The following is a 26,583-nucleotide window of genomic DNA, read 5'->3' on the forward strand; positions in this document are numbered from 1 at the left end:
GCGTAAGGTTTAATCCTTGTCATGTCATGTTAGTTGCGTCTTACTTTACGCGCTAACCAATTCCCCAGGGATTGTATGCCTTGAACGAATACGATTAACACAACGACGGTAAGCACCATAACGACAGTGTCAAAACGTTGGTAGCCGTAGACGATCGCCATATCACCTACTCCACCACCACCAACTGTTCCTGCCATGGCAGTAGCTCCAATTAATCCGATGGTAGCTGTAGTAAGCGTTAAGATTAAGGAAGAGAACGCTTCTGGTAAAAGGAAATGCCAGATCACCTGAAACGGTGTAGCTCCCATAGAATCCGCTGCTTCTAGAATACCAGGGTTGACTTCAAGTAATGAATTTTCTACTAGTCTTCCTATGTACGGAGCGATATAAATGATCAAAGGTATTATGGCTGCATTTGTTCCAATGGATGTCTGAACTATGAAACGGGTGAAAGGGATGATGGCCACTAACAATATAATAAATGGGAGTGAACGGACAATATTGATTATTGGATTTAGAATCGCATATAATGCCTTGTTCTGAAGGACTCCACCAGATCTTGTGACAACAAGCAATATGCCTAACGGGATTCCAATCAGAGCTCCGATGAGTAATGAGATGCCCACCATATAAATGGTTTCAGAAATGGATTGTATAAATTGTTCTAAAGTAATCGATGTCGATATCATACTCCGAAGACCTCCTCAATCAATACATCACGTTTTTTTAAGAAGTGGACTGCTTCATTTACGATAGAATGATCCCCTTGCATCTGAATAATCATACTGCCCAATGTCGTGTCCTGAATTTCTGTCATATTAGCAAACAGAATATTCACATGTAGATCATATTGTCGAATCAGGGTATTCATAATAGGGTTAGAGGCTGCTTGACCAATGAACTCTAGTTTAAAAAGGCGTTGTCCAGCTTCATCTTTCAAGGACCTTTGGACACTATTTGGAATGCTATCATGGATAACAGTTCTAACGAAATTCTGAGTGGTTGGATGTGTAGGATGTCCGAAGACCTCTAATACAGACCCTTGTTCAATAATCTCCCCTGCTTCCATCACGGCTACACGATTACAAATTTCTTGTATAACGGCCATTTCATGCGTAATAATCATAATTGTAATGTTATATTCGGCGTTGATCTTTTTCAGTAATTGCAAAATAGATCGTGTGGTCTGTGGATCCAAGGCTGACGTCGCCTCATCACATAATAGAATAGAAGGATTGGAGGCGAGGGCTCGTGCAATACCTACCCGCTGTTTCTGTCCACCCGACAATTCACTAGGATAACTCTTGGCTTTGTCCTCTAAGCCTACAAATGCGAGTAATTCGGTCACTCTTTCTTGTATTTCTTTCTTACTCTTCTTTGATAAAATAAGAGGGGTAGCCACATTGTTAAAGACAGTCTTTGACTCAAGTAGATTGAAATGTTGAAAGATCATGCCAATCTGTTTCTTCATTACGCGTAATTGATAAGGGTTGAATTCCTCCAAATCCTGACCTTCTACGAATACTTGCCCCTCAGTGGGCCTCTCTAAATAGTTTACGAGACGGATCAATGTACTTTTTCCAGCACCACTATACCCGATGACGCCGAAAATATCCCCTTTGTTTACCTTTAAGTTAATCCCCTTTAGCGCTTCATTAAGAATTCCTTTACGTTCGTATGTCTTATACACGTCCTTGATCTCGATCATATCCATTCAACTCGCTTCTCGTTGAAATAAGGTACAGTATTACGTTAGGTAAGCTTCTTTAATGCGGATTCTGCCAGTAATGCGAAATAGTGTGAAGCTGGTAATATAGCATCTTCATCTACGTCGAATTGAGGATGATGGAGTCCATAAGCGCCATTACTTCCGATATTTACGAATACTCCCGGAATTTTCTGTAGGTAGAAAGAGAAATCTTCACCACTCATTTGAGGTGATAAATCGAGTACTTTATACCCGGCAAGGGCTGCAATTTCTTTACTGAAGTCTGCCCATTCCCCATCGTTAATGGTAGCAGGGGGACCTGGGTACCAATGTAATTCAGCTTCTGCTCCAGCAGCAGCAGCTGTTCCTTGAATAATCTGTTTTATTTTCTCTGGAATGATGCGACGTATATCTTCATCATAGGTTCTGACGGTACCTTCTAATTCAACGACTTCGGGTAAGACATTCCACGTATTACCACCACTTATTCTTGTCACACTGACAACTACAGGTTCCGTGGCACTTGTGATTCGACTAGAGATCGTCTGCAAGGCAAGTATAATTTGCGATGCTGTTACGATGCTATCTACACCATTCTCTGGGAATGCAGCATGGGCTCCTTTACCTTTAATGCTGATTTCAAACCGATCAACCCCTGCTGTTAATGCCCCTGTTCGGGTGCCAAATGTTCCAACGGGTAAGTCAGGATTGTTATGAAGACCAAAGATAGCAGATACACGATCAAGACCGCCTGAATTTAACACGGAAGTGGCACCGTGACCTGTTTCTTCAGCAGGTTGAAATAAGACGCGAACCGTCCCTTTTAACTCTGATTCACGGGATTTCAATAGATAAGCTGCTCCTAAGATGGATGCCGTATGGAAATCATGACCGCAAGCATGCATTTTTCCATCTACTCCTGAAGCAAAGGGTAAGTTTGTTTGTTCTTTGATTGGTAACGCATCTATATCACAACGGATTGCGATAATCGGTTCCTCGCCAGTACCAATTTCTGCGATAACCCCGGTTGCTAGGGGAACATCGAGTATACGAATATCAGCTTCTGCTAGCCATTCGCGAATTTTTACAGTCGTCTTGAATTCTTCATTGGATAATTCAGGTTCTTGATGGAGATTACGTCGAACTTCAATTAAACGTTGGGATAATGCTTGATCCGATTCTATATAAGGTACATTAGTCATGGGATGACCCTCATTTCTATATGGTTAGATAAACTCATTAACTATAATTATATTACAATTCTGAGTTATCCGATATGCTTTATATTTTGATGGTTATGTTACCTCTACAATAGAACTTTTGTCAATATCGTTTCCTAAGATTATGAAAAGAACTAAATCAACTATGCTGTGAATTATAAGTCATATTTTTAAATATTGACGATATATTTTACACCGTGGTATCATCCAATTAATTAATCCAATTGATTAAGTCGGAATTAAGGAAGCAAATCCAATGCTGGGGGGAACAATAAATGGGTGAATGGAACAAGAAGGAACGTTTTGAAGCTCTACTATCAGGTGAACTTGCAGATCGACCCATTGTAAGTGGATGGCGTCACATTCTGGATAAAGAGCACAATGCAAGTGATCTTGCAGAAGCTACGATAGCCTATACGAAGAAATTCGATTGGGACTGGGTCAAAATAAATCCACGAGCAACCTACTATGCAGAAGTATGGGGTAATACATACGATTTACATGACTATAGGTCAGTGTTTCCTAAGCAAACGAGAGCAGCCATAGAAACAGCTCGTGATGTATGGAATATCGAAGTGACACGAGCTACCCAATCTGCTCCTTTAATAGAACAATTAGAGGCCGCTAAGCTGATTAGACAGGGGCTTCCAGATACGCCGCTTATACAGACGATCTTTTCACCACTGACCATATTACTATTCTTGATCGGACAGTCTGCTTATGTCTCAGAGACCATCTATGGTAGTGATAATAAGATCAATCTTACATCCTTAATAACAGAGAACAGAGCAGGTGTGCATCATGCATTACATGCCATCTCGATGACTCTAGCAGATTATGTGCAGGAATTAGGGAGCTGTGGAATAGATGGTGTTTTCTATGCAACTACGGGGACGGCTCATCCTGACTTATTACATGAAGCGGATTTCAACGAGTTCTCTAGACCCTATGATTCTATCGTTCTAGATGCAGCGCATTATGGAAGGCGTATTTTACACACATGTGGTGCGTACTCGCATCCTGAACGTTTTAATGACTATCCAATTGAAGGAATAAGCTGGGATACACAAGCGGCTGGTAATATGTATCTGGATGGGAAACTTAGACCTACGAAAGTGGGTGGTGTTGACCACAGCTTATTCGCCTCAAATGATATAGAGAGTATTCGCGCTCAAGCTCATGAAGCCTTAAGAATTATGGCTAATCAACCTTTTATACTAGCACCTAATTGTTCTATCCCTGTTAATGTGACGGATGAGGCATTACAACAGCTACATGATTCTATATTTGAAAAGGGGAACGTATGATGATGAAAAAATTAGTATTAGCTTCATTAGTAGGAATGGTATTGATCCTTGGAGCGTGTGAAAATAAAGATACAGCTGGGCAAGAGAAGAAAGAAATTAAGGTTGGATTTGGCGTAGGTACATACGAGGAACAATTTCGAAAAGGAATTCTACCTATTCTAGAGAAAGAGGGGTACAAGGTAGATATCAAAACGTTCTCACAAAATATGCAGGTTAATCCAGCTATGAAGGAAGGATCTATTGACGCTAGTATCTTTCAAAGTACCGCTTATATGGAAGGAATTAATGCAGAGATCAAGGCGGATATGATTAATATCGCTTACGTACCGGGAGCACCACAAGGCCTTTACTCCGTAAATCACACGACATTAGATGATGTTAAGGACGGAACTACAGTGGCTGTACCGAATGATCCTGTTAACCAAGAGCGTGCTGTTCGAATTATGGAAGACCTAGGATGGGTTAAAGTAAAGGCGGATGCTGGGACAACGGATTTTAATTTAAATAGTGTGGAATCCGATAAGTTCGCTATCGATATTAAAGTATTAGATCCAGCGCAGATCTTAGTATCTCTACAAGATGTGGATTATGGTGTTGTGAACGGGAACTACATTGCTAATGCGAACAGAAAAATTACAGAAGCACTTAAAATTGAGAATACGCCATTAGAACATCGGATTATTGTATCTATTAATAAGGCGAATGAGAATACACAATGGGCTAAGGATCTGAAAGCAGCCTATGAGTCCAAGGAATTTGAAGAATATATTGATTCCCAAGAGAAATATGATGGATTTATTTTACCAGAGGCATGGGAGAATAACTAAGGAGTGACTGAAATGACTATGGAATATATTCATTTTGTGGGTGGAGGTCAAATGGCTGAGGCTATCATCCGCGCAATGATTAAGAACCAAGCGATAGCAGCAGACCACATTAGCGTGAGCGATATCCATGAAGAACGTCTCCGATTCCTAAGTGAAACCTATGGTGTTCAAACATCGGATGCTCAAGAGAGCGCTCTTGCGAAGGCGAACCTTATCGTAATTGCTGTTAGACCTCAGGATGATTTGGCTGGTGTAGGCCGTCTTATTCAACAATATTCTTCCAAGGAAAGTGCAGTATGTTCGATTGTTGCGGGAGTAACTCTAAATAAACTTGCTAGTTATATGGGTGGGGAACGTTCGATCATTCGAGTGATCCCTAATACACTAACGGATACAGGGCTGGGTTATAGCGGAGCAGCATTAAATGATTATGCAAGTAAGATTCAGGTGGGTGCCTTTTTGAATGGATTTGGAAAAGTACAATACTTGAGTGAATCCTTGATTGATATTTTTACAGGTTATGGCGTTGCGGGTCCTAACTATGTTTATTATTTCATTGAATCATTAACGGATGCAGGGGTACTGGCTGGTCTGCCTCGAGAGCAAGCTTGGCAAGTTGCTCTCGAGAATGTTGCCGGTTCGGTAGAGATGTTAAGACACACTCAGCTACATCCTCGTCAATTACTGGATATTAATAATTCACCTGGTGGAGTAGGGATGCATGCACTTTACGAATTGAATAACAGTGACTTTGCAGCAGGACTTCAACGAAGTGTTCTAGCAGCTGTTAAACGAACAACAGAGTTAGGAGCGGTTCATGAATGACACAATTACAATGGGATCATACCGTGCATTATGTGAATGATTTGAGCGATGCTATTCGTACATTTGAGAATCATGGATTGAGGGCTTTTCATGGTGGTTCACATAAACAATGGGGTACCTATAATGCACTAAGCTATTTTGATTTGACTTATATTGAGTTTCTAGGAATTGAAGACCGTGAATTAGCAACGAAGGCGGACACTTCAAACCTCATCGTCAAGGATTCTCTAACGAATTTACCTGACCATGAAAGTCTAAGTCGAGTGGCTATTCGCACAGATGACATCGACCAAACGGCTGAATCATTAAGATTACAGGGTTTAGATTTGTCTCCGATTATAGATGGTAGACGAATGAACGCACAGGGACAATGGATTGAATGGCGCATGATGACTATTCATGGTGACTTTCATGGATTGGTATACCCATTTATTATTCAGTGGATAGGAACAGATGACGAACGCTTGACCAAGCTAACTGAAACGGGAGTAATTCAGCCTCATCCTGTAGGGGAAGTTACAATCGAAATGGCAGTCTTTACGGTGTCTGAGCCTTCTATTGTTGCGGCACATTGGAGCAAGGTATTTAACCTCACTCGTATTTCGTCTGAGGCCCATTCTGTGACACTTGGCATTGGAGATAAGACATTTCTATTTCAGCAGGGAAATACAGAACAATTAAGCCAATTGGTTTTTAGTACGGAATCTCCTGAATTGAGAGGTAAAACGATTCATATTGGGCAAGGAGAGTATGTGTTTCACTAATGGGTAAATTTAATGATTCGTAGGTGTTCTTTTTCATTGGAATAAAAGTAAATATTTGATAAGATACAATGGAGGCCTCCTTACACGAGGTCTATATGTTTATGGAGGGATTATTATGATGAAGCGCTATCATGGATCAGAAAGGAAGAAGCAACTGACAGGGGGGGAAATCTACTATGAACCATAGTACTATTCATCAGGGTTCTAATACCCAGTTGGTGAATCAGCTTGTATTCTTTGATGAAGAGAAGCAATCTTTCCTTAAAAGATATATACCCCACGATCTGAAAGAACGGATTAGAATGGATCAAGTCCTTTCAATGTATACAACATCACTTGAGAGTATCATTCCTAAAGGCAGCCAAGAGTTATTAAACTCCATGGTGCTCATTGGGAGTCAAGTAACTCTTTGTTACGAAGAAGATGGTTATGAAGATCAGTACACGGTTGTGTTTCCGCACATGACGGATCCGAGTAAGAATTGGATTTCATTTCTGTCACCGATTGGATTGCAGCTATTAATGACGAAAATAGATAACTCATATGAATTTATCGTACCCTCTGGTACCATGAAAGTAAGAATCAAGGATATTAAATTTATGAATTATGGCGATACAGAGAAATAATAGGTTGCAAAACCAACAAAGGAGAGTTTAATATGATCCAAGTGAAAGAGTTCGTGGATTCAGATAATTCTTATGCTGAGAATAAGGCGAATCAATTTTTAGCGGGTTTAAAAGAAGAACAAGTGATTAACATCTGTTATGAATCGGTCGTTAAGTCCAGTATATCTAAAACAGAACGCCAAAGAAGCACCATCCTAGTCGTGTACAGAACGGATAATAAAGCAGATCAGGAATAAGGTAGCTTTAACTGGTAATGAAAGGAGCTTTATGAGAATTTCCAATGTTGAGAGTGCACAAGAACAGAAGTATAAAGTGTTTTTTTTAACTTTGTCTTCCGTCTCGACGGTGTTCATTGTGTCAACCACCATTTACTTGATTGTTAATGCTATCTTTCAATAGATGACAACCTAAGAAGTTAGTACACAACAAGGGGTTCTTTTCTGCTTTCGTAGAAAAGAACCCCTTGTTGTGTATGTCCAGGAGGGATACTCTCCCTATGGTCGAGACTGCGAAGTGCATGCTAACGATGATTATGCTCCGACGCCCCCCCCATTGGGGATTCTCACCCTCCGGACACAAAAAAAGGATCTCCATATTGGAGATCCTCTTACTATATGTCCCAGGAGGGATTCGAACCCCCGACCGACGCCTTAGAAGGGCGTTGCTCTATCCAGCTGAGCTACTGAGACGCGAAAAACGAACAATTAATAATATATCATGGGCAACACATAATAGCAAGATATATTTATGAAAAAAAATTCCTCTGATGAGTGAACGGCGTTTTTTTTTCTTGGAACAGGTGTGATATAATTTGAATTAACGGAAAAATGAAAGAGAGGAGGGGCAATTATAAACGACACCACCAACACGCCAGCTAAAGACAATCTTGTACTTTTTCCGAAGACTTTGGATTACTACCAGATTCAACTTACAGTCATGCTGGAAAGTGAACGATATGGAGAAGCAATGGATCTACTTCGGTTTCTGCTTCAATGCCAAGGGCAGGAAGAACGACACGTGGACGAATGGCAGGCGTTACTTGAATGGTTAGAAACGGCGTTCCCACAATATATAACGGGAGAAGATAATGAACATTCTCCTATGGATAAAGATAATGATTTCGATGAAGAAGATCTAACTCGTCTTCGAGTTCAAGGTAAGCTTGCTGAAGACGCTGAGTATGCTAATAAATTACTTCACACCATCATGCATGAACCTTTGTCAGAACAAACCATGTTGGCCTTAGAACAGCTTTCTTATTTGAATGGTGATCTAATCGATGAGGCTCTGACGAAATGGTTGCAGAATACAGAGATGCATCCACTATTACAGTATCGTGTCCTACAGACGCTTCATAAGCGAGGTATGCTGGGGTACGTTACTTTTATGCGCGGTCAGGAACAAGTTGAAGTTGAGATTGACAATGTTCCACTGAAAGATAGCGACTTTCCGATTGCCGTTCAGCACATTGTAGATCGGGTTGCACAACATACGGAAGTTCAGGAACCTACGCTTTATTATTTTGCACAAGAGTTATGGATACAGTTTATTAAAGCTATATATGGAACAAGTATTTATCAATCTTTATTAATAGTAGATGAAGATTTAGATTTGGATATTTGGGCAGCAGCACTTCATCAGATTGTATCGGAAAGTCTGACAGGGGACAGAAATGAAGAAGAAACACGTGCTGTGTATGGGATTACAGAAAATATTCGTTTTCAATTTGAACAGGTGTATCGGACTCTGAGACAATTTATTTCAGATGGTGTAGCAGATTAAGTAATAACAAGTAATAAAATTGCCATAGTTATTTAGTATCTTGAGGTACCCCTGCTCTTGAAAAAGAATTCAATGTTGTTTATACTAAAATGGTTGTTCTGTGCGTGAAATTATGTAGATAATGATAAATCATGTGAAATATTTTTGGAGGGGAAAGCATAAAATGAAAGCAACCTGGGAAAAAATAGAGAAGAACCTTGGGGTTCTTGAAGTAGAAGTAGAAGCAGAGCGTGTAACCGAGGCACTTGATAAAGCTTTTACTAAAGTATCTAAGAAGGCAAATGTACCTGGATTCCGTAAAGGTAAAGTTCCACGTTCTATTTTTGAATCACGTTACGGTGTTGAAAGTTTGTATCAAGATGCTATTGATATCTTGCTTCCAGAAGTTTACACAGAGGCTGTTGACGAAACAGATATTTTCCCTGTAGATCGTCCGGAAATTGATATCGATCAATTTGCAAAAGGTCAGACTTTTAAATTCAAAGCAAAAGTAATTGTAAAACCTGAAGTGACACTTGGTCAATACACTGGTGTAGAAGTACCAACACAAAAGGTTGAAGTTACTGAAGAAGAATTAAATGAAGAATTGACTCGTTTACAAGATCGTCATGCAGAACTAGTTGTTATTGAAGAGGGTGTAGCTGAGAATGGCGATATCACGATTCTTGACTTTGACGGATCTGTAGATGGTGTTCCTTTCGAAGGCGGACAAGCAGAACATTATTCATTGGAACTAGGAAGTAACACATTTATTCCTGGATTTGAAGAGCAAGTTGTAGGATTGGCTACAGGCGATCTTAAAGACGTTGAAGTAACATTCCCAGATACTTACCATGCAGAAGACTTAGCTGGTAAACAAGCTATCTTCAAAGTGAAAATTCATGAAATCAAACGCAAACAACTTCCTGCATTGGATGATGAGTTTGCTAAAGATGTTAGTGAATTCGAAACATTGGCTGAGTACAAAGAAGACTTGAACAAACAACTTGAGGTTCGTAAAAATCAAGAAGCAAAAGGTGTTAAAGAAGGTCTTGTAGTGGATAAGGTTTCTGAATTAGCAGAAGTTGAAATTCCTCAAGCAATGATCGCTAGCGAAGTTCAAAATATGATGCGTGATTTCGATAATCGTCTTCGTGCACAAGGTATGAACCTTGAAATGTTCTTAAGCTTCTCAGGTCAGACTACTGAAGATCTACAAGAACAAATGTCAAGCGATGCTGAGAAACGTGTTCGTAACAACTTGGTTCTTGAAGCTGTTTCTAAAGCAGAGAACATTGAAGTTACAGAAGAAGACGTTACGAATGAATTGAACACATTGGCTGATTCCTACAAACGTTCTGCAGAAGAACTTCGTAGTGTTCTAGAAGCTAATGGTTCATTGAATAGCCTACGTGAAGAAATTTCACTACGTAAAACAATTGATTTCTTGCTAACTAACAGCAAAGAAGTTGCTGCTGTAGAAGTTGTAGAAGAATCAACTGAAGAAGATAAATAAGAAGGCTGCTGCCTAGGCTGCCATACAGATGATAAGGCACGTATTTTTTTACGTGCCTTATTTTCAACTTATAGCATCCAAATTATGGATAAAACATATCATGATTGGATGTTTTTACAAATACATATTTTTTTTGAAAAAGGAATTTCAATATTAAAGTTGAAAAAATGACATCGTGCTTCTAACATGGTAAAATACTGTTGAAAGCAATAAACTCTATCTTTAAATGGAAAAGAGGTTGGACAAATGAGTCTAGTACCTATGGTTGTAGAACAAACCAATCGGGGAGAAAGATCTTCAGATATTTACTCCAGATTGCTTAAGGATCGCATTATTTTTCTAAGTAATGCCATTGATGATGATGTTGCCAATCTCGTCATAGCACAGTTATTATTCCTTGCGGCTGAAGACCCTGAGAAAGACATAAGCTTGTACATTAACTCACCAGGTGGTTCTGTTACAGCGGGAATGGGTATATACGATACAATGCAATTCATTAAGCCGGATGTATCCACGATTTGTGTGGGAATGGCTGCGAGTATGGGTTCTTTACTACTAACTGCTGGGGCAAAAGGCAAGAGATATGCTTTGACCAATAGTGAAGTGATGATTCACCAGCCTTTGGGTGGAGTTCAAGGGCAAGCGTCAGATATTCTGATCCACACCGATTGGATTATTAAAACGAGACAAAAGCTCAATCAAATATATGTTGAACGTACAGGTCAGCCCCTCGAAAAAATCGAACGGGACACGGATCGTGATTTCTTCATGAGCGCCGAAGAGTCGGTGTCTTACGGACTTATTGACCAGGTTCTCTCTTCACCGATTAAATCTTAAGGGGTGGTAATATGTTTAAATTTAATGATGAGAAAGGGCAATTAAAATGTTCTTTCTGTGGTAAAACCCAGGAGCAAGTACGTAAATTAGTGGCTGGTCCCGGTGTTTATATATGTGACGAGTGTATCGAGTTATGTACAGAGATTGTAGAGGAAGAATTGGGCCACGAGGAAGAAGTGGACTTGAAAGATATTCCGAAACCAAAAGATATTTGCGATATTCTTGATCAATATGTTATTGGACAGGATCAAGCGAAGAAGTCGTTGTCTGTTGCTGTGTATAACCATTACAAACGGATTAACACACAAAGTAAGATTGACGATGTAGAAATAACAAAGAGTAATATTCTTTTATTAGGTCCTACGGGATCTGGTAAAACATTACTTGCACAAACGATGGCGAAAGTTCTAAACGTTCCATTCGCTATTGCAGACGCTACTTCTTTAACAGAAGCAGGCTATGTAGGTGAAGATGTTGAGAATATTCTACTTAAGCTTATCCAAGCTGCAGATTATGATGTAGAGAAAGCAGAACGAGGCATTATTTATATCGATGAAATCGATAAAGTGGCTCGTAAATCAGAGAACCCATCGATTACTCGTGATGTATCAGGTGAGGGAGTACAGCAAGCCCTTCTAAAAATTCTTGAAGGAACAGTTGCTTCTGTACCACCACAAGGCGGACGTAAGCATCCTCATCAAGAATTCATCCAGATTGATACTACAAACGTATTGTTCATTTGCGGTGGTGCATTTGATGGATTAGAACAGCTAATTAAACGTCGGATTGGTAAGAAAGTCATCGGCTTTAGTTCAGGTGGAGATGCTCAGAAGGATCTGAAACAAGGAGAATATTTATCGATGGTTCTTCCTGAAGATCTTTTGAAATTCGGTCTAATTCCGGAATTTGTAGGTCGTTTACCTGTTATTTCAAGTTTGGAGCCTTTGGATGAGAATACGCTCGTTCGCATTCTATCTGAACCGAAGAATGCTCTGACTAAACAATATGAGAAACTTCTAGAAATGGATAATGTAGATCTAGAATTTGAACCACAAGCTTTGGTAGCTATAGCTAAGGAAGCTATTAAGCGTAATACAGGTGCTCGTGGTTTGAGAGCCATTATCGAAGGCATCATGCTTGATGTGATGTATGAAGTTCCATCTCGTGATGATATCAAGAAATGTGTCATTACTGAAAAGGTAGTTCAAGATAAGATCATTCCTGAACTACATGCTGACAAAGAAGGAAACGGTAATGATAGTAAGAAGCAGGAAGAAAGCGCCTAAAGGAACAACATCCTAAAGGACTTTATAAAGCGATTGCCGAAGGTCCACTTCTACCCTATACCGTGCAAATTTTGACGTTTGGGGTTAGGGGTGGAGTTTTAGCGTTAAGGGGAGGTAAACATGTTTTCAAGAAAAGACACACGTCCTGTGAAAGTTGGAAACCTAGTTATTGGTGGAAGCGATGATGTTATCATTCAAAGTATGTGTACAACAAAGACAGCGGATGTAGAAGCGACAGTTGCTGAAATATTACGCTTGGAAGAAGCAGGCTGCCAAATGGTGCGGGTCACCGTTAACAATGAGGAAGCGGCAGATGCTATTAAGGAAATAAAGAAACAAATTCATATTCCACTTGTTGCGGATATTCATTTTGATTATAGATTAGCTTTGAAAGCTATTGAGAATGGGATTGATAAAGTTCGTATTAATCCTGGTAATATTGGTCGTCGCTCGAAAGTGGAAGAGGTTGTTAAAGCTTGTAAAGCTCACGGTATTCCCATCCGTATCGGTGTCAATGCAGGTTCTCTAGAGAATCATTTGCTTGAGAAATACGGCTATCCAACACCGGATGCCATGGTTGAGAGTGCTCTTTTTCACATTGGGATCTTGGAAGAGCTAGACTTTCACGATATTATCGTTTCCCTAAAAGCGTCAGATGTACCGATGGCTATTGAGGCTTATCGTAAGGCAGCAGAAGTTATTCCATATCCATTGCATCTCGGAATTACAGAAGCAGGAACATTATTCTCGGGTACAATAAAGAGTTCTGCGGGTATCGGAGCTCTATTATCTATGGGGATTGGTAATACCTTACGCATTTCACTTAGTGCGGATCCAGTAGAGGAAATAAAGGTAGCGCGTGAGATTCTGAAGTCATTCGGATTAATCTCTAACGCTCCTACGTTGATCTCATGTCCTACTTGTGGAAGACTAGACATAGATCTGTTCTCTATTGCCAACGAGGTTGAAGAATATATTTCTAAATTGAAGGTGCCTATTAAGGTTTCGGTTCTTGGATGTGCTGTAAATGGTCCAGGCGAGGCTCGTGAGGCAGATATTGGGATTGCAGGAGCACGAGGTGAAGGAATGCTCTTCCGTTATGGAGAGATGATCCGTAAGGTCCCTGAAGCTGATCTGGTTAGTGAACTGAAGAAAGAAATAGATCATATTGTTGAAGTATTCGAAGCAACAGGAGAAATTCCTGGCCGTAATCATCAACATCAATCATAATTTTGTAAGAAGAGAGCTATAGCCCTGATGAATGGGGACTATAGCTCTTTTTTGTGTTTTTTGCGTTTATTGGGAGAGGAAAAGGCAATACTATCAAGTATTAACCTAATACTAGTTAAAGAAACGGGAGGATGACCATGAATTTTACTATGATATTTATGTTAGTTCAATTGTTCTTCGGTGTTGTGATCGGTATTTACTTCTGGAATCTATTGCGTGGTCAGAAGACCAACCGTTCAGCAGTCGACAGAGAATCGAAAAAGGAGTTAGAGAAATTACGGAAACTTCGATCTGTATCACTTACCAAACCTCTTGCAGAGAAAACACGACCACAATCCATAGAGGATATCGTAGGACAAAAGGATGGACTACGTGCCTTGAAAGCAGCATTGTGTAGTGGGAACCCTCAGCATGTCATTATATATGGCCCTCCAGGTGTAGGGAAGACAGCTGCAGCACGTGTAGTTCTACAGGAAGCTAAGAAGAACCCTTCTTCTCCATTTAAAAGTGATGCAAAATTTACAGAGATTGATGCAACAACAGCTCGTTTTGACGAACGTGGTATTGCGGATCCATTGATTGGGTCTGTTCATGATCCAATATATCAAGGTGCAGGCTCAATGGGCGTTGCAGGTATTCCACAACCGAAACCAGGTGCAGTAACTAAAGCGCATGGAGGGATCTTGTTTATCGATGAAATTGGTGAATTACATTCTATCCAATTAAATAAGTTATTAAAGGTGCTAGAAGATCGCAAGGTTTTGTTGGAGAGTGCATATTATAACTCCGAGGACAATAATACACCAGCATACATTCATGATATTTTTCAAAATGGATTGCCTGCTGATTTCCGTCTTGTAGGGGCAACGACACGTTCTCCGCAAGAAATTCCTCCTGCGCTTCGTTCTCGTTGTATGGAAATTTACTTCAGACCTTTGTTAGCAGAAGAGATTGGGGCTATCGCTGAGGATGCTATTCTAAAAATTGGCCTTACACCGTGTCCTTCTGCAGTAGAAGTAGTGAAACACTATGCTACGAACGGAAGAGAGGCTGTTAATATTATTCAGCTTGCTGCTGGATTAGCTCTTACGGAGAAGAGGGATTCATTAGAAGCGTCCGACGTGGAGTGGGTTGCGAACAGCAGTCAACTTCAACCTCGCCCTGATCGAAAAATCGCCACGTACCCACAAATAGGTGTAGTCAATGGGCTTGCCGTGTACGGCCCTAACATGGGGATGTTACTGGAGATAGAAGTATCTGCTTCGCCAGTGGCTAAGGGGCAGGGTGCCTTTAATGTTACTGGAGTAGTTGAAGAGGAAGAGATCGGTGGAGGTTCAAGAACCATCCGACGTAAAAGTATGGCAAAAGGATCCGTGGAGAATGTTCTTACCGTCCTTCGTTTAATGGGCCTAGATTCAAACGATTATCAATTGCATATCAATTTTCCTGGGGGAACACCCATTGACGGTCCATCTGCAGGAATAGCTATGGCTACAGCAATTGTGTCTGCTGTGAAGCAGATTCCTATTGACCATCGTATTGCTATGACTGGAGAGATTAGCATTCATGGAAAGGTCAAACCTATTGGCGGCGTTATTGCGAAAGTTGAAGCTGCATTCCAGGCAGGTGCAACGACGGTTATTATTCCAAAGGAAAATTGGCAATCGTTATTTGAGGATCTTAATGGACTAAAAGTTATCCCAGTAGAATCTATTCAGGAAGTATTCCAGCATGTCTTTGGCAAGGAATTGGTGAATAATCTACAAGAAACCTTGCTCCCTGAGATTACGGATGGTTATACGGAAGTCCCTTCATCATATCTTCACGCGAAATTAGCGCGGCCAGGTCAAGTAACGGATTCGGGGAGTTTTTAAAATCAGTGTTTTATTGGTGTTTCAACATGTTATTTGCTAAAATAGTGAAGATGTATAACCTAAGAGAGCAAATGGAGGTGCGAAAGCGATGGGGACTAGTAAACCCAAAGGTCGTCGTTTTCCGTTATTGCCTTTGAGAGGACTTCTTGTATACCCAAGCATGGTGCTTCATCTTGACGTGGGTCGTGAGAAATCGGTCAAGGCTTTGGAGAAAGCAATGATAGATGATAACTTGATTCTCCTTTGTTCTCAATCTGAAGTGAACATTGAAGAACCAACTCAAGATGATATATTTCGGATCGGTACAGTAGCGAAAGTAAGACAAATGCTAAAGCTTCCAAATGGAACTATTCGTGTGTTAATAGAAGGAATGGAACGAGCGGAGGTTCTTCAGTATACAGATAACGAGGAGTATTACGAGGTTATTGCGCGTGAACTTCCAGAGCAGGAAAGTGATGATCCTGAGATAGATGCATTGATGCGGACCGTACTTACTCAGTTCGAACATTATATTAATTTATCGAAGAAGGTAACGTCAGAGACGTTGGCTGCTGTCTCAGATATTGAGGAACCAGGTCGCTTATCAGACGTGATCACGAGTCATTTAACGCTCAAGATTAAAGATAAACAGGAAATATTAGAAACGATTGATGTACATCAACGGCTTGAGAAGTTACTTGATATCCTAAATAACGAGCGTGAAGTGCTTGAATTGGAACGTAAAATTAGCCAACGGGTTAAGAAACAAATGGAGAAGACCCAGAAGGAATATTATTTGCGTGAACAAATGAAGGCGATTCAGAAAGAATTAGGAGAGAAGGAAGGCCGTGCTGGCGAAGTGGATGAACTTCGTGGGCTGATGGAGGAGAAAGATCTTCCGGATAAAGTGAAAGAAAAGGTTGATAAGGAAATTGATCGTCTCGAGAAGATGCCAGCAAGTTCAGCAGAAGGCGGAGTGATCCGTAACTATGTGGATTGGCTGTTGAGTTTGCCTTGGAGTAATAAGACTGAGGATGACCTTGATATTCAGAGAGCAGAAGATATCCTGAACGAGGATCATTATGGTCTTGAGAAACCTAAGGAACGTGTTCTCGAGTACTTGGCTGTTCAGAAACTTGTTAAGAAGATGAAGGGTCCAATCCTCTGCTTAGTTGGCCCACCAGGTGTGGGTAAGACATCTTTAGCACGTTCCATTGCTCGATCGTTAGAACGGCAATTCGTGCGGATATCTCTAGGTGGCGTAAGGGATGAAGCCGAGATTAGAGGACATCGTCGTACTTATGTAGGTGCGATGCCAGGTCGCATTGTACAGGGAATGAAAACGGCAGGATCTATAAATCCGGTATTCCTTCTAGACGAAATTGATAAAATGGCAGCTGATTTTAGAGGAGATCCATCCTCTGCGTTGCTTGAGGTTCTAGATCCCGAGCAGAACAATACATTTAGCGATCATTTTATAGAGGTTCCTTTTGACTTATCTCAAGTCATGTTTATTACTACCGCAAATGCGATACACAATATTCCAAGACCTCTTCTCGATCGTATGGAAGTGCTTCATATTCCGGGATATACGGAGCTTGAGAAGTTACAGATCGCGAAGCGATATTTATTGCCTAAGCAGAAACGTGACCATGGATTAGAACCTGATCAACTGCAGATTGAAGAGGAAGCCTTATTAAAGGTCATTCGTGAATATACGCGAGAATCAGGGGTTCGTAATTTAGAACAGCAAATTGCTTCTTTGTGTCGTAAAACAGCTAAGAAGATCGTATCACAACATCAATCCATAACAACCATAACACCCGATGATCTTAAGGATGAGCTAGGTATTGCGAAATTCCGTCATGGTGTGGCTGATCTTGAGGATCAGATTGGAACCGTGACAGGTCTCGCTTGGACTGAAGTGGGTGGAGAGACGCTAATGATTGAGGTGACAGTTGTCCCAGGTTCGGGTAAACTAACGTTAACAGGCCAGCTAGGTGATGTGATGAAAGAGTCAGCACAAGCAGCTTTTAGTTATACTCGTTCTAAATCAGAAGAGCTAGGTATCTCAGTTGATTTTCATGAGAAAAATGATATTCACATTCATATTCCTGAAGGAGCTATACCTAAGGATGGACCTTCAGCAGGAATTACGATTGCAACGGCCTTAATATCTGCTTTGACAAAGAAATACGTATCCAAGGATGTGGCTATGACAGGTGAAATTACCTTGCGAGGACGCGTGTTACCCATAGGTGGATTGAAAGAGAAATCACTTGCCGCCCATCGTGCAGGCTACAAAAAAATTCTGCTCCCTAAAGATAATGAACGGGATTTAAGTGAGATTCCTGACAGCATAAAGAATGAAGTAGAATTTATACCTGTGTCGCATATGGACCAGGTACTACAACATGCGCTTGTGGAACATACGGGAGTGCACTAGAGAGGAATTATATAATTATGAAAGTTACTAAATCCGAGTTTGTGATTAGTGCTGTTGGCCCTGATCAATACCCGGAGGACGCCTTGCCAGAGATTGCTCTGGCAGGGCGTTCCAATGTGGGTAAGTCGTCACTCATTAACAAAATGATCAATCGTAAGAACTTGGCTCGTACAAGCTCCACGCCAGGTAAAACACAGCAATTAAATTATTATCGTATTAATGATCTATTATATCTTGTGGATTTCCCAGGCTATGGTTTCGCTAAAGTCTCCAAAACACAGCGGCAGGCATGGGGTACAATGATTGAAAGGTATCTATTAGAAAGAGATACTTTAAAATTGCTGTTACTGATTGTGGATCTACGGCATCCGCCGTCCAAAGATGATGTGATTATGTATGATTGGATCTCCCATTATGATATGCCCGTCTGTGTAGTTGCAACGAAGGCAGATAAAATTCCGCGTAGTCGTTGGGCGAAACAGATTAAACAAATGAAAGAATGCTTAAGTTTGAGAATTGACCATCCGATGGTTTTGTTTTCATCTGAGACTGGATTGGGTAAAGATGAGTTATGGAGTATCATTGAAGCTCACACTATGCCTACATCAGAGAATGAAGACGATCTTCCTGAAGCGTAGGGATCTTATATTTCAATGAATGACGTAGGTATTCAGCGTTTTTCAGCTATGAAAGTGAGCATCCTATATGAAATTCATAATACAATCGGGATTAATCGGATTTTTTATGAAATTTAGTGGAAAATCAATGATTTGTTGACAAGAAATTTATTATAATTGTGCTGTATAATAATACTAAGTATTGAAACAAAGAATTGAGGAGATTTTTATGGCTCAGCGGTTAGCCACAGAATATGTAAAAGCCAAATTACAATTAACAGAACTTCAAATGAATCAGTTTCTGCAATCGATGGAACACTGCTATGTACATCCTAAAGTGTTAGTGTTAGGCAGTGGAGAGCAAGAGATCGTGCTCGAGGACGTGAGTGGGGAGGAAGTTCATTTACCTATTGTATGCAAGGATGGTGTATACCTCTGTGAGTTGTCATGCCGCTTGGTGAACCCTCGACTGACAAATGCGGTTCGTACGTTATTCATGACTTGTAAAGGTGATGGTAAGGTGAATCGTATTTATCAAGGATTCACAATGATGTATTATTATACGCATGGATCGGTTCAACGAATTGAGGAAATGACCTCTGAAGGTAGTCGCTTAGTGTTTGAACACAAACATGACTTGGCAGATCTAGAACAATTATTTCAATCTAAAGAAGTTGAACAAGAAATTTCTGCAACTTACAAGGATATTAACTTTTGGCTAGATCAACGGAACAAAGCTAATAGCACTAATGATATTCAAATCATTGATGAGAAGCTTCGATTAGGTAGTGCGAAATGGTTTGCAATGGAAGCTTGATATATCTAGTTAACAAAGGGATCTTTTTTCGACTATCGAAAAGAGTTCCCTTTTTTATTTATGAGCATATTATAAATTTGAAATTCTTAAAAAAAGTATTGCAATTCATTCCAATAGATGTTATTTTTAATCTCGTTGAAAAGAATATTAGGAACCAGGATTCACTCAGGACATTATGTTACGAGAGATTTATCCCTCGAGAAGTGAATGACGTAGGTCCTAGCGGATGAAATTTTTCAAACATTTTATTCCTAGGAAGGGGGAAACCGAAAGATGGAATATTCGACTTTCGGAAGACACGTTGCTGTAGATACTTGGGGTGTCGATTTTGGAATGCTTAACAGTGCCGAATTTTTGCAGAATCACATGGTGGAGGCTGCGGAGGCGTGTGGAGCAACGGTTATGTCCGTGCAATCTAAGCAGTTTGAACCACAAGGTGCTACTGTGCTAGTATTGTTGTCAGAAAGTCATCTCTCGATTCATACTTACCCTGAGAGAGGTTTTGCAGCCATTGATTGTTATACCTGTGGAGAAACAGTTGATCCACAATTGGCTATTGATTACCTGGTATCCGTATTGAAACCGGAAAAAACGTTTGCTAAAAAGCTTGTGCGTGGTTTAGGAGAAATGACTGTAGAAACACCAGAAATGCAACCAGTCGAGCTCGTATAATAACGTCATTATCATATCGTTTAGAACATAACCATGGACGTCCATGGTTATTTGTTTTTTTAAAGCCCCATACACTATTACATAGGTATTCATGTATAAGGGGGCGTTGTGAATGAAACGAAAAAAGAATAGGGACATTTTATTCCTATGTGTCATATTGTTGTTAATAGGGAGTTTAGTGTATCAAGGGTATCGGATATTCAACCCACAACATGAGGAACAAGAAGATGCGGGTCAAATGCTCTTTGAAGTTGTACATTTTCAGATGGAAATATTGAACTCATCCTTAATGGATGTAATTCATATGGATACTACCGAACAGTTGAATGGACTTAAGCTAGCAGCGTATTCAGCACACTTTGGTCACGAACGAATGGTAAAAACATTTGGGGAGAATAACTTGAATCGGTTACCTGCTATTGAAGAATTGGTGAATAAGATTACCAGTTGGCAGATTGGTGGAGAACGACCGCTTCAACAGAATGAACGAGATCAATTAGTAGAATATAGCACATCATTTGCGGAACTTTTACCGATCTATAGTCTTCTTGTAGATGGAAGCCATCATATTATGAAGAACCAAGCGAATCAATTAGATCAACTCGGTCAAAAATTGGATAAGCTAATTTCAGATTAGGATTCGGGTACAGGATGAGAAGTATAGATAATGAAGATACTACTAACACTAATGGAAGAAATATGGGTTCATAAACATGTCATAAAATCGACATGGTGTGTCGAACAAGTGTGATATAATTAACATATTGATTCTGAAATTAATTGTTTGAATGTTCGATATACACCACTTTAAACGGTTCAATTATTTCATTTTAACTGAGGCAGGTGACATCGTAATGCACATCGTCGTTGTAGGGTTGAATTATCGCACGGCGCCTGTGGAAGTGAGAGAGAAATTTACATTCGCAGATAAAGATCTACCGGAAGCCCTGCGCCAATTGAAGCTTACTAAGAGTGTCTTAGAGGGTGTCATTGTTGCGACTTGTAATCGTACAGAAATTTATGTGGTCGTTGATCGACTACACATGTGCGGCTATTTTATAAGAAGTTTTATGGAACAATGGTTCGGTATTTCGCGTGAAGAATTCACAAATCATCTCTATATATATGAAGATGAACAGGCTATCTCTCATTTATTCCGTGTGACATGTAGTTTAGACTCGATGGTTCTGGGTGAAACGCAAATCTTAGGTCAAGTTCGGAACGCTTTTCTACAGTCGCAACAGAATAATGCAACAGGTGTTTGGTTTAATATGTTGTTTAAACAAGCCGTAACGCTAGGCAAAAGGGTTCATTCCGAGACCAATATTGGGGAAAGTGCTGTCTCCATAAGTTATGCTGCGGTTGAACTTGGAAAGCGTATTTTTGGGTTGTTTACAGACAAAAAGGTACTCATTCTTGGTGCAGGTAAGATGAGCGAATTAACGGTGAAACATTTGTATGCTAACGGTGCAGATGAAGTCATTGTAGCTAACCGTACGCTAGCGAGAGCACAGGAACTAGCTCTTAAGTTTAATGGTACGCCATGCACCCTTGAGACAGCTATCAGTCGTTTGGATGAAGTGGATATTCTTATTAGTTCTACGGGAGCTAAAGATTATGTATTAACTTCTTCGCAGGTCAAGGAGAGCATGAAGAATCGACAATCTCGCCCGCTATTTATGATTGATATTGCTGTGCCAAGAGACATAGATCCTGCTATAGGCGATATTCATAATGTGTTTTTATATGATATCGATGACTTGGAAGGGATCGTGGAGAGCAATCTTGAGATGCGCCGTGCTGAAGCGGTTAAGATTGAAATTATGATTAAGGAAGAGATCGCTGTATTTCATCAGTGGTTGAAGACACTTGGCGTTAGACCTGCTATTCGTGCTTTGCAAGAGAAGTCTAATACGATTCATGAAGAGACTATGGAAAGCTTGTTCAATAAGCTTCCAGAACTGGATGATCATCAACGGAAGGTCATTCGTCGGTTAACCAAAAGTATCGTGAATCAAATGATGCATGATCCGATTAATCGAATTAAGGAAATGACGGGTGAGAAGCAAGGAAATGAGGCTCTGGATTTCTTTACGCAGATATTTGCCTTAGAAGATCAAATGCACGAACAGGATAACGACAAAGATCGGGTCTCTGGTTCTAAACCTCAAGTTGTAAGTACATCAAGTAAATCTTCGGACATCCTATCCTCACTCTCTAAGGCATCTTTGATGCCTGCCGGCCTATAAAGGTGGGTGAATTATATGTGGTTAGTAAGTAAAATTTATGATACAGGCATTTATATTTATGCCCTGAGCCTTCTGTTTTTTTTCTGGGATTGCATTCGTCGCAATTCGAGTGCGAAGCGGATGGGCACAGGGCTTCTTATTATTGTGTTAGTGTTATTATGCACAGTACTTGGAGTGCGTACTTGGCAGGAAGTTATCGTGCCCATAGTCACGCTTTACGATTTCTTGTTCATGTTTTCATTTATTCTAGTGGTTGCATCATTACTAATGAGTTTCTTTCGGAAATCCGAATTCACGATTTTATTGTTCAGTGTGATTGGTTTCTGCGCTCTTGTGTTTAATCACTTGTGGTTTGACTCGGGTAATAACCCGTTGAGTAATTGGCAAGGTGTGCATGGATTGTTATTGTTTCATATCGTGTTAGCTAATTTAAGCGTTGTGTCATTTACGGTGTCTGCTGTATTTGCAGCGATGTATCTATTTCTTCACAAAAAGTTGAAAAACAAGAAATGGAATGACACGATGAGACGTCTGCCTAGTCTTGAAATGATGGATAAGTTGTCTTACTATGGTATGTTGATAGGGACTCCGCTTTTAGCAATATCATTAATTGTAGCGGTACTCTCCATTATTGCTGAAGGGAGATTGGAGTTGCTGTTAGATTCCAAAGTCCTGACAACATTCATTGGCCTAGGCGTCTTCATATATTATTTTGTCAAAAGAAGATCAAAACAAAATTCAGGTGTTACGATGTCTAAATGGGCATTAATTGGTTATGCGGTTATTGTCTTAAATCTCTTGCTGAATTCGTGGTCGAATTTTCATTGGTGGACGGGAGTGTAATCGATAATATGGCAAGTTATATTCCTATACTGTTAGATTGTGAAGAGCGTCCCTGCTTGGTTGTGGGTGGAGGGATGATTGCAGAAAGAAAGACTAGATCACTCCTTGAAGCAAAAGCTATGATTACGATCATTAGCCCACAACTTACACAGGGGTTATTCATGTTATATGAAACTAACCGTATAAAGTGGATACCACGTGCATTTGATGATGGAGATACTGTAGGATATTGGCTCGTCCATGCTACAACGGGTCATGAGGCGTTGAATCTGCAAATAGCAGAAGAAGCGAAGTTGAACGGAATTCCCGTCAATGTTGCGAGTCATGGAGAAATGGGTACGTTTATTAACCCGGCAGTCATGAGGCGTGGGCGACTTACTATTGCTGTGTCCACTGATGGTGCTGGTCCTTCGGTAGCAAAAAGTTTGTGCAAGAACTTGGATGAGGCATATGGCGATGAATATGAGTGTTATCTGGATTTCCTTCATCTGATGCGTTTAGAAATAAAGAAACGGGTAGAATCACCTGAGCAACGCCATAAGTTATTTAGATCATTAGCCCAACAACCCATTCTCGAGGACATCAGACGAGGTGCCTTCAGGGAGTGGAATGATACTGAAATAGAACAATGGATTGTAAATCATAAGGAGGCATAAGGAATGCGGACAATTATTGTAGGTAGTAGACAAAGTGCACTAGCCTTAACACAAACAGGTCAAGTGATTGATGCGTTACAGAAACTTAGCGATGAGCATGGGATGGATTTTCGATTTGAAGTAAAGAAGATTATTACAAAAGGTGATCGCATTCTGGATGTGACTCTTTCAAAAGTAGGCGGTAAAGGTCTGTTTGTTAAAGAGATTGAACAGGCAATGTTGGATAAAGAAATCGACATGGCTGTACATAGTATGAAAGATATGCCGTCTGAGTTGCCTGAAGGGCTGATCAACGGCGCAGTTCCACTTCGGGTAGATGCACGTGATTGTCTTATCTCTACAGAAGGATTGAATCTAGACCAATTGCCTCAAGGGGCTAAAGTGGGTACAAGTAGTTTAAGACGTTCTAGTCAACTTAAGGCTTATCGTCCTGATCTCCAATTAGAATCCATCCGAGGTAATATCGACTCTCGTCTTCGTAAGCTTGAGAATGGGGAGTTTCAGGCTATTCTACTTGCAGCTGCGGGTCTATATCGCATGGGTTGGGAAGATCGTGTCACATCGTATCTTGCGGTAGACGTGTGTCTTCCTGCTGTAGGTCAAGGTGCATTAGGGATTGAATGTCGTGAAGATGATGAATCGCTGCGTAAGCTTCTGGCTCTTTATAATGATGAAGCTACTTCGTTAACGGTAGAGGCTGAACGGAAGTTTCTAAGCGTTCTGAATGGTGGATGTCAGGTGCCAATTGGTGCACATGCGGTGTGGGTGACTGATCCAGCAGATGTTTCCCAAACGGGTGCCAAAGTTATACAATTAACAGGTATGGTCGGGTCACCTGATGGGGATATCATTTTGAAAGAGACCTTAACAGGATCACAACCAGAGAAGCTTGGACTGGAAGTTGCAGAGAAGTTAATTGCTCAAGGGGCGGAGAATATATTGGCACAAGTAAGGGGATAACGAAATGTCATTCATTCATGGGAAAGTATATTTAGTGGGAGCCGGACCGGGAGATGCGGGTCTTATTACAGTCAAAGGGTTGAAATGTATCACGAAGGCAGATGTCGTTGTGTATGACCGTTTGGCAAATCCACGGTTGTTACAATCGATGAAGCCAGGTGCAGAGAAGGTGTACGTTGGTAAGCTTCCAGACCGTCATACGATGAAGCAAGAGGAGATTAATCAGTTGTTGGTCGATCTTGCACTTGAGGGTAAGACGGTGACTCGGCTGAAAGGGGGAGACCCTACTATTTTTGGACGTGTTGGAGAGGAAGCAGAACTGCTTAGAAGAAATGGAATCAGTTATGAGATCATTCCGGGTATCACTTCCGCTATAAGTGTTCCAGCCTATGCGGGTATTCCTGTGACTCACCGTGATATGGCTTCTTCACTCTCAATTATTACAGGACATGAGAGCCCTGACAAACTTGATAAAATGATTCAATGGGATAAGCTAGCGAATGCAACGGGTACGCTCATCTTTATGATGGGTGTCGCCAAAATAGGATATATTAGTAAACAATTAATATTGAATGGACGTCTTGAGAGTACTCCTGTTGCACTCGTACGTTGGGGAACTCGTGCTGAGCAGGAGACGCTAACCGGGACTCTTCTAGATATAGAAGAAAAGGTGAAAGCTGCTAATTTTCAAGCACCTGCTGTTATCGTGGTGGGTGATGTAGTATTGCAACGTGAAAAGTTGATGTGGGCAGAATATATGCCGCTTTTCGGTAAACGAATTCTCGTAACCCGTGCTCGTTCGCAAAGCAGCGAGCTGGCGAATAGAATCGAAGAGCTAGGTGGAGAACCTTACGAGTTCCCAGTTATTGAGATCGTGAAGCCGTCAGATCCGATTGAACTATCAAACTTAGAAACGACGTTTGCAGCAATAGGTGAGTATGATTGGATCTTCTTCACTAGTGTAAATGGCGTGGAGTTCTTCTTTCAGCATTTACAAGAGCAAGGGAAGGATATCCGTTCATTACATCAGGCTAAGATTGTAGCTGTGGGACCATCTACTGCTAAGGCTTTAAAATCGCGTTCTATAATCCCCGAACAGCTCCCAGAACGATTCCAAGCTGAAGGCATGGTAGAGGTGCTAGGGGATCGATTGAAGGCAGGACAGAAGGTTCTGCTACCACGTGGAGATAAAGGTAGAATGTGGCTTCCTGAGAAGCTTACAGAGATGGGACTAGAAGTAACCGATACGGTTACTTATCATAACGTTATGACCGGGGAAGATGATGTTGAACTGTTAAGAATGTTTGACGAGGGCGGTATTCATGCTATTACTTTTACAAGCTCCTCTACAGTCAGCAATCTTATAGCCATTCTGAAACGAATGGGAATTGAAGACCCTATTAAGCGACTAGAAGGGGTTGAAATCCTCTGTATTGGGGAAATTACTGCTAAGACAGCGATCGAAGCAGGTCTATCCGTAGTTCGCATTGCGGAAGAAGCGACCATCGATAGCTTAATTCAATCCTTATGCTCTTGGAATGCGTCGGAAGTTTAAACTTAGAG

The 26,583-nt window shown here is 40.7% G+C and carries 25 protein-coding genes and 1 tRNA gene; 22 read left to right on the forward strand and 4 right to left on the reverse strand.

Going from position 1 to position 26,583, the window contains the following annotated elements; genetic code table 11:
- Positions 1–29 precede the first annotated feature (29 nt).
- The 3 genes from AC1D69_RS06025 to AC1D69_RS06035 are packed head-to-tail and all read right to left on the reverse strand — an operon-like array spanning position 30 to position 2,910.
- A complete protein-coding gene (locus tag AC1D69_RS06025; protein ID WP_495455229.1) occupies positions 30–689 on the reverse strand; it encodes a methionine ABC transporter permease in 660 nt (219 codons plus the stop codon).
- Positions 686–1,708 carry a methionine ABC transporter ATP-binding protein gene (locus tag AC1D69_RS06030; protein WP_495455310.1) on the reverse strand — a complete coding sequence of 341 codons (1,023 nt, stop codon included), beginning with the start codon at positions 1,706–1,708 and terminating at the stop codon, positions 686–688. Before AC1D69_RS06030 ends, AC1D69_RS06025 begins: the two co-directional genes overlap by 4 nt.
- A 44-nt stretch (positions 1,709–1,752) precedes the next feature.
- Entirely contained in the window at positions 1,753–2,910 is a 1,158-nt protein-coding gene (locus tag AC1D69_RS06035; protein ID WP_495455230.1) for an amidohydrolase, read from the reverse strand.
- Between the two features lie 293 nt (positions 2,911–3,203).
- Here AC1D69_RS06035 and AC1D69_RS06040 point away from each other — a divergent pair, with 293 nt between their 5' ends.
- The 6 genes from AC1D69_RS06040 (at position 3,204) to AC1D69_RS06065 (ending at position 7,513) form a co-directional block, all read left to right on the forward strand.
- Entirely contained in the window at positions 3,204–4,235 is a 1,032-nt protein-coding gene (locus AC1D69_RS06040; protein WP_495455231.1) for a uroporphyrinogen decarboxylase family protein, read from the forward strand.
- Complete coding sequence (locus AC1D69_RS06045) at positions 4,235–5,062, forward strand: MetQ/NlpA family ABC transporter substrate-binding protein (RefSeq protein ID WP_495455232.1); 828 nt, start codon at positions 4,235–4,237, stop codon at positions 5,060–5,062. The genes AC1D69_RS06040 and AC1D69_RS06045 overlap by 1 nt, the downstream gene beginning before the upstream one ends.
- Positions 5,063–5,074: 12 nt before the next feature.
- A complete protein-coding gene (locus tag AC1D69_RS06050) occupies positions 5,075–5,887 on the forward strand; it encodes a pyrroline-5-carboxylate reductase family protein (RefSeq protein WP_495455233.1) in 813 nt (270 codons plus the stop codon).
- Positions 5,884–6,651 carry a VOC family protein gene (locus tag AC1D69_RS06055; protein ID WP_495455234.1) on the forward strand — a complete coding sequence of 256 codons (768 nt, stop codon included), beginning with the start codon at positions 5,884–5,886 and terminating at the stop codon, positions 6,649–6,651. Before AC1D69_RS06050 ends, AC1D69_RS06055 begins: the two co-directional genes overlap by 4 nt.
- 176 nt (positions 6,652–6,827) lie before the next feature.
- Positions 6,828–7,277, forward strand: a complete 450-nt coding sequence (locus AC1D69_RS06060; protein WP_495455235.1) for a GreA/GreB family elongation factor — start codon at positions 6,828–6,830, stop codon at positions 7,275–7,277.
- A 32-nt stretch (positions 7,278–7,309) separates the two neighbouring features.
- Positions 7,310–7,513: a sporulation protein Cse60 gene (locus AC1D69_RS06065; RefSeq protein WP_495455236.1), complete on the forward strand. Its 204-nt coding sequence runs from the start codon at positions 7,310–7,312 to the stop codon at positions 7,511–7,513.
- Between the two features lie 379 nt (positions 7,514–7,892).
- Here AC1D69_RS06065 and AC1D69_RS06070 read toward each other — a convergent pair.
- Positions 7,893–7,966: transfer RNA gene (locus AC1D69_RS06070), tRNA-Arg, on the reverse strand.
- 217 nt (positions 7,967–8,183) lie between these two features.
- Here AC1D69_RS06070 and AC1D69_RS06075 point away from each other — a divergent pair.
- From AC1D69_RS06075 to cobA, 16 genes are all read left to right on the forward strand, one after another.
- Positions 8,184–9,059, forward strand: coding sequence for a hypothetical protein (locus AC1D69_RS06075; RefSeq protein WP_495455237.1), 876 nt, complete (start codon positions 8,184–8,186; stop codon positions 9,057–9,059).
- A gap of 163 nt (positions 9,060–9,222) precedes the next feature.
- Positions 9,223–10,554 (forward strand): trigger factor, encoded by a 1,332-nt coding sequence (gene tig, locus AC1D69_RS06080; protein ID WP_495455238.1) that lies wholly within the window; start codon positions 9,223–9,225, stop codon positions 10,552–10,554.
- A gap of 246 nt (positions 10,555–10,800) precedes the next feature.
- Positions 10,801–11,391, forward strand: a complete 591-nt coding sequence (clpP, locus tag AC1D69_RS06085) for an ATP-dependent Clp endopeptidase proteolytic subunit ClpP (RefSeq protein ID WP_495455239.1) — start codon at positions 10,801–10,803, stop codon at positions 11,389–11,391.
- Between the two features lie 11 nt (positions 11,392–11,402).
- Positions 11,403–12,677, forward strand: coding sequence for an ATP-dependent protease ATP-binding subunit ClpX (gene clpX, locus AC1D69_RS06090; protein WP_495455240.1), 1,275 nt, complete (start codon positions 11,403–11,405; stop codon positions 12,675–12,677).
- A gap of 120 nt (positions 12,678–12,797) precedes the next feature.
- Entirely contained in the window at positions 12,798–13,907 is a 1,110-nt protein-coding gene (ispG, locus tag AC1D69_RS06095) for a flavodoxin-dependent (E)-4-hydroxy-3-methylbut-2-enyl-diphosphate synthase (protein ID WP_495455241.1), read from the forward strand.
- A gap of 137 nt (positions 13,908–14,044) precedes the next feature.
- Positions 14,045–15,781 (forward strand): ATP-dependent protease LonB, encoded by a 1,737-nt coding sequence (gene lonB / locus AC1D69_RS06100; protein ID WP_495455242.1) that lies wholly within the window; start codon positions 14,045–14,047, stop codon positions 15,779–15,781.
- An 88-nt stretch (positions 15,782–15,869) separates the two neighbouring features.
- The gene (lon, locus tag AC1D69_RS06105; protein ID WP_495455243.1) at positions 15,870–18,206 is read left to right on the forward strand and encodes an endopeptidase La; all 2,337 of its coding nucleotides are present in this window, start codon (positions 15,870–15,872) and stop codon (positions 18,204–18,206) included.
- A 17-nt stretch (positions 18,207–18,223) separates the two neighbouring features.
- The gene (gene yihA / locus AC1D69_RS06110; protein ID WP_495455244.1) at positions 18,224–18,844 is read left to right on the forward strand and encodes a ribosome biogenesis GTP-binding protein YihA/YsxC; all 621 of its coding nucleotides are present in this window, start codon (positions 18,224–18,226) and stop codon (positions 18,842–18,844) included.
- A gap of 208 nt (positions 18,845–19,052) precedes the next feature.
- Entirely contained in the window at positions 19,053–19,640 is a 588-nt protein-coding gene (locus AC1D69_RS06115; RefSeq protein ID WP_495455245.1) for a non-ribosomal peptide synthetase module, read from the forward strand.
- Between the two features lie 273 nt (positions 19,641–19,913).
- Positions 19,914–20,312 (forward strand): adenosylmethionine decarboxylase, encoded by a 399-nt coding sequence (gene speD, locus AC1D69_RS06120; protein ID WP_495455246.1) that lies wholly within the window; start codon positions 19,914–19,916, stop codon positions 20,310–20,312.
- 112 nt (positions 20,313–20,424) lie between these two features.
- Positions 20,425–20,949: a hypothetical protein gene (locus tag AC1D69_RS06125; RefSeq protein WP_495455247.1), complete on the forward strand. Its 525-nt coding sequence runs from the start codon at positions 20,425–20,427 to the stop codon at positions 20,947–20,949.
- Positions 20,950–21,166: 217 nt separating this feature from the next.
- Entirely contained in the window at positions 21,167–22,561 is a 1,395-nt protein-coding gene (gene hemA, locus AC1D69_RS06130; RefSeq protein ID WP_495455248.1) for a glutamyl-tRNA reductase, read from the forward strand.
- 15 nt (positions 22,562–22,576) lie between these two features.
- Positions 22,577–23,404: a cytochrome c biogenesis protein CcsA gene (gene ccsA, locus AC1D69_RS06135; RefSeq protein ID WP_495455249.1), complete on the forward strand. Its 828-nt coding sequence runs from the start codon at positions 22,577–22,579 to the stop codon at positions 23,402–23,404.
- An 8-nt stretch (positions 23,405–23,412) separates the two neighbouring features.
- Entirely contained in the window at positions 23,413–24,060 is a 648-nt protein-coding gene (locus AC1D69_RS06140; RefSeq protein ID WP_495455250.1) for a precorrin-2 dehydrogenase/sirohydrochlorin ferrochelatase family protein, read from the forward strand.
- Between the two features lie 3 nt (positions 24,061–24,063).
- Positions 24,064–25,020, forward strand: coding sequence for a hydroxymethylbilane synthase (gene hemC, locus AC1D69_RS06145; protein WP_495455251.1), 957 nt, complete (start codon positions 24,064–24,066; stop codon positions 25,018–25,020).
- A gap of 13 nt (positions 25,021–25,033) precedes the next feature.
- A complete protein-coding gene (gene cobA, locus AC1D69_RS06150) occupies positions 25,034–26,575 on the forward strand; it encodes a uroporphyrinogen-III C-methyltransferase (RefSeq protein WP_495455311.1) in 1,542 nt (513 codons plus the stop codon).
- Positions 26,576–26,583 lie beyond the last annotated feature (8 nt).

The sequence above is a fragment of the Paenibacillus sp. Y301 genome, assembly GCF_059445505.1.

Coding starts and splice junctions, on each gene's coding strand:
- hemA (WP_495455248.1), top strand. CDS start 21,167: ATGCACATCGTCGTTGTAGGGTTGAATTATCGCACGGCGCCTGTGGAA.
- AC1D69_RS06040 (WP_495455231.1), top strand. CDS start 3,204: ATGGGTGAATGGAACAAGAAGGAACGTTTTGAAGCTCTACTATCAGGT.
- clpP (WP_495455239.1), top strand. CDS start 10,801: ATGAGTCTAGTACCTATGGTTGTAGAACAAACCAATCGGGGAGAAAGA.
- lon (WP_495455243.1), top strand. CDS start 15,870: ATGGGGACTAGTAAACCCAAAGGTCGTCGTTTTCCGTTATTGCCTTTG.
- AC1D69_RS06060 (WP_495455235.1), top strand. CDS start 6,828: ATGAACCATAGTACTATTCATCAGGGTTCTAATACCCAGTTGGTGAAT.
- clpX (WP_495455240.1), top strand. CDS start 11,403: ATGTTTAAATTTAATGATGAGAAAGGGCAATTAAAATGTTCTTTCTGT.
- AC1D69_RS06045 (WP_495455232.1), top strand. CDS start 4,235: ATGATGAAAAAATTAGTATTAGCTTCATTAGTAGGAATGGTATTGATC.
- AC1D69_RS06035 (WP_495455230.1), bottom strand. CDS start 2,910: ATGACTAATGTACCTTATATAGAATCGGATCAAGCATTATCCCAACGT.
- hemC (WP_495455251.1), top strand. CDS start 24,064: ATGCGGACAATTATTGTAGGTAGTAGACAAAGTGCACTAGCCTTAACA.
- AC1D69_RS06115 (WP_495455245.1), top strand. CDS start 19,053: ATGGCTCAGCGGTTAGCCACAGAATATGTAAAAGCCAAATTACAATTA.
- AC1D69_RS06140 (WP_495455250.1), top strand. CDS start 23,413: ATGGCAAGTTATATTCCTATACTGTTAGATTGTGAAGAGCGTCCCTGC.
- AC1D69_RS06050 (WP_495455233.1), top strand. CDS start 5,075: ATGACTATGGAATATATTCATTTTGTGGGTGGAGGTCAAATGGCTGAG.
- AC1D69_RS06055 (WP_495455234.1), top strand. CDS start 5,884: ATGACACAATTACAATGGGATCATACCGTGCATTATGTGAATGATTTG.
- lonB (WP_495455242.1), top strand. CDS start 14,045: ATGAATTTTACTATGATATTTATGTTAGTTCAATTGTTCTTCGGTGTT.
- AC1D69_RS06065 (WP_495455236.1), top strand. CDS start 7,310: ATGATCCAAGTGAAAGAGTTCGTGGATTCAGATAATTCTTATGCTGAG.
- ispG (WP_495455241.1), top strand. CDS start 12,798: ATGTTTTCAAGAAAAGACACACGTCCTGTGAAAGTTGGAAACCTAGTT.
- AC1D69_RS06125 (WP_495455247.1), top strand. CDS start 20,425: ATGAAACGAAAAAAGAATAGGGACATTTTATTCCTATGTGTCATATTG.
- ccsA (WP_495455249.1), top strand. CDS start 22,577: ATGTGGTTAGTAAGTAAAATTTATGATACAGGCATTTATATTTATGCC.
- tig (WP_495455238.1), top strand. CDS start 9,223: ATGAAAGCAACCTGGGAAAAAATAGAGAAGAACCTTGGGGTTCTTGAA.
- AC1D69_RS06030 (WP_495455310.1), bottom strand. CDS start 1,708: ATGATCGAGATCAAGGACGTGTATAAGACATACGAACGTAAAGGAATT.
- speD (WP_495455246.1), top strand. CDS start 19,914: ATGGAATATTCGACTTTCGGAAGACACGTTGCTGTAGATACTTGGGGT.
- AC1D69_RS06025 (WP_495455229.1), bottom strand. CDS start 689: ATGATATCGACATCGATTACTTTAGAACAATTTATACAATCCATTTCT.
- yihA (WP_495455244.1), top strand. CDS start 18,224: ATGAAAGTTACTAAATCCGAGTTTGTGATTAGTGCTGTTGGCCCTGAT.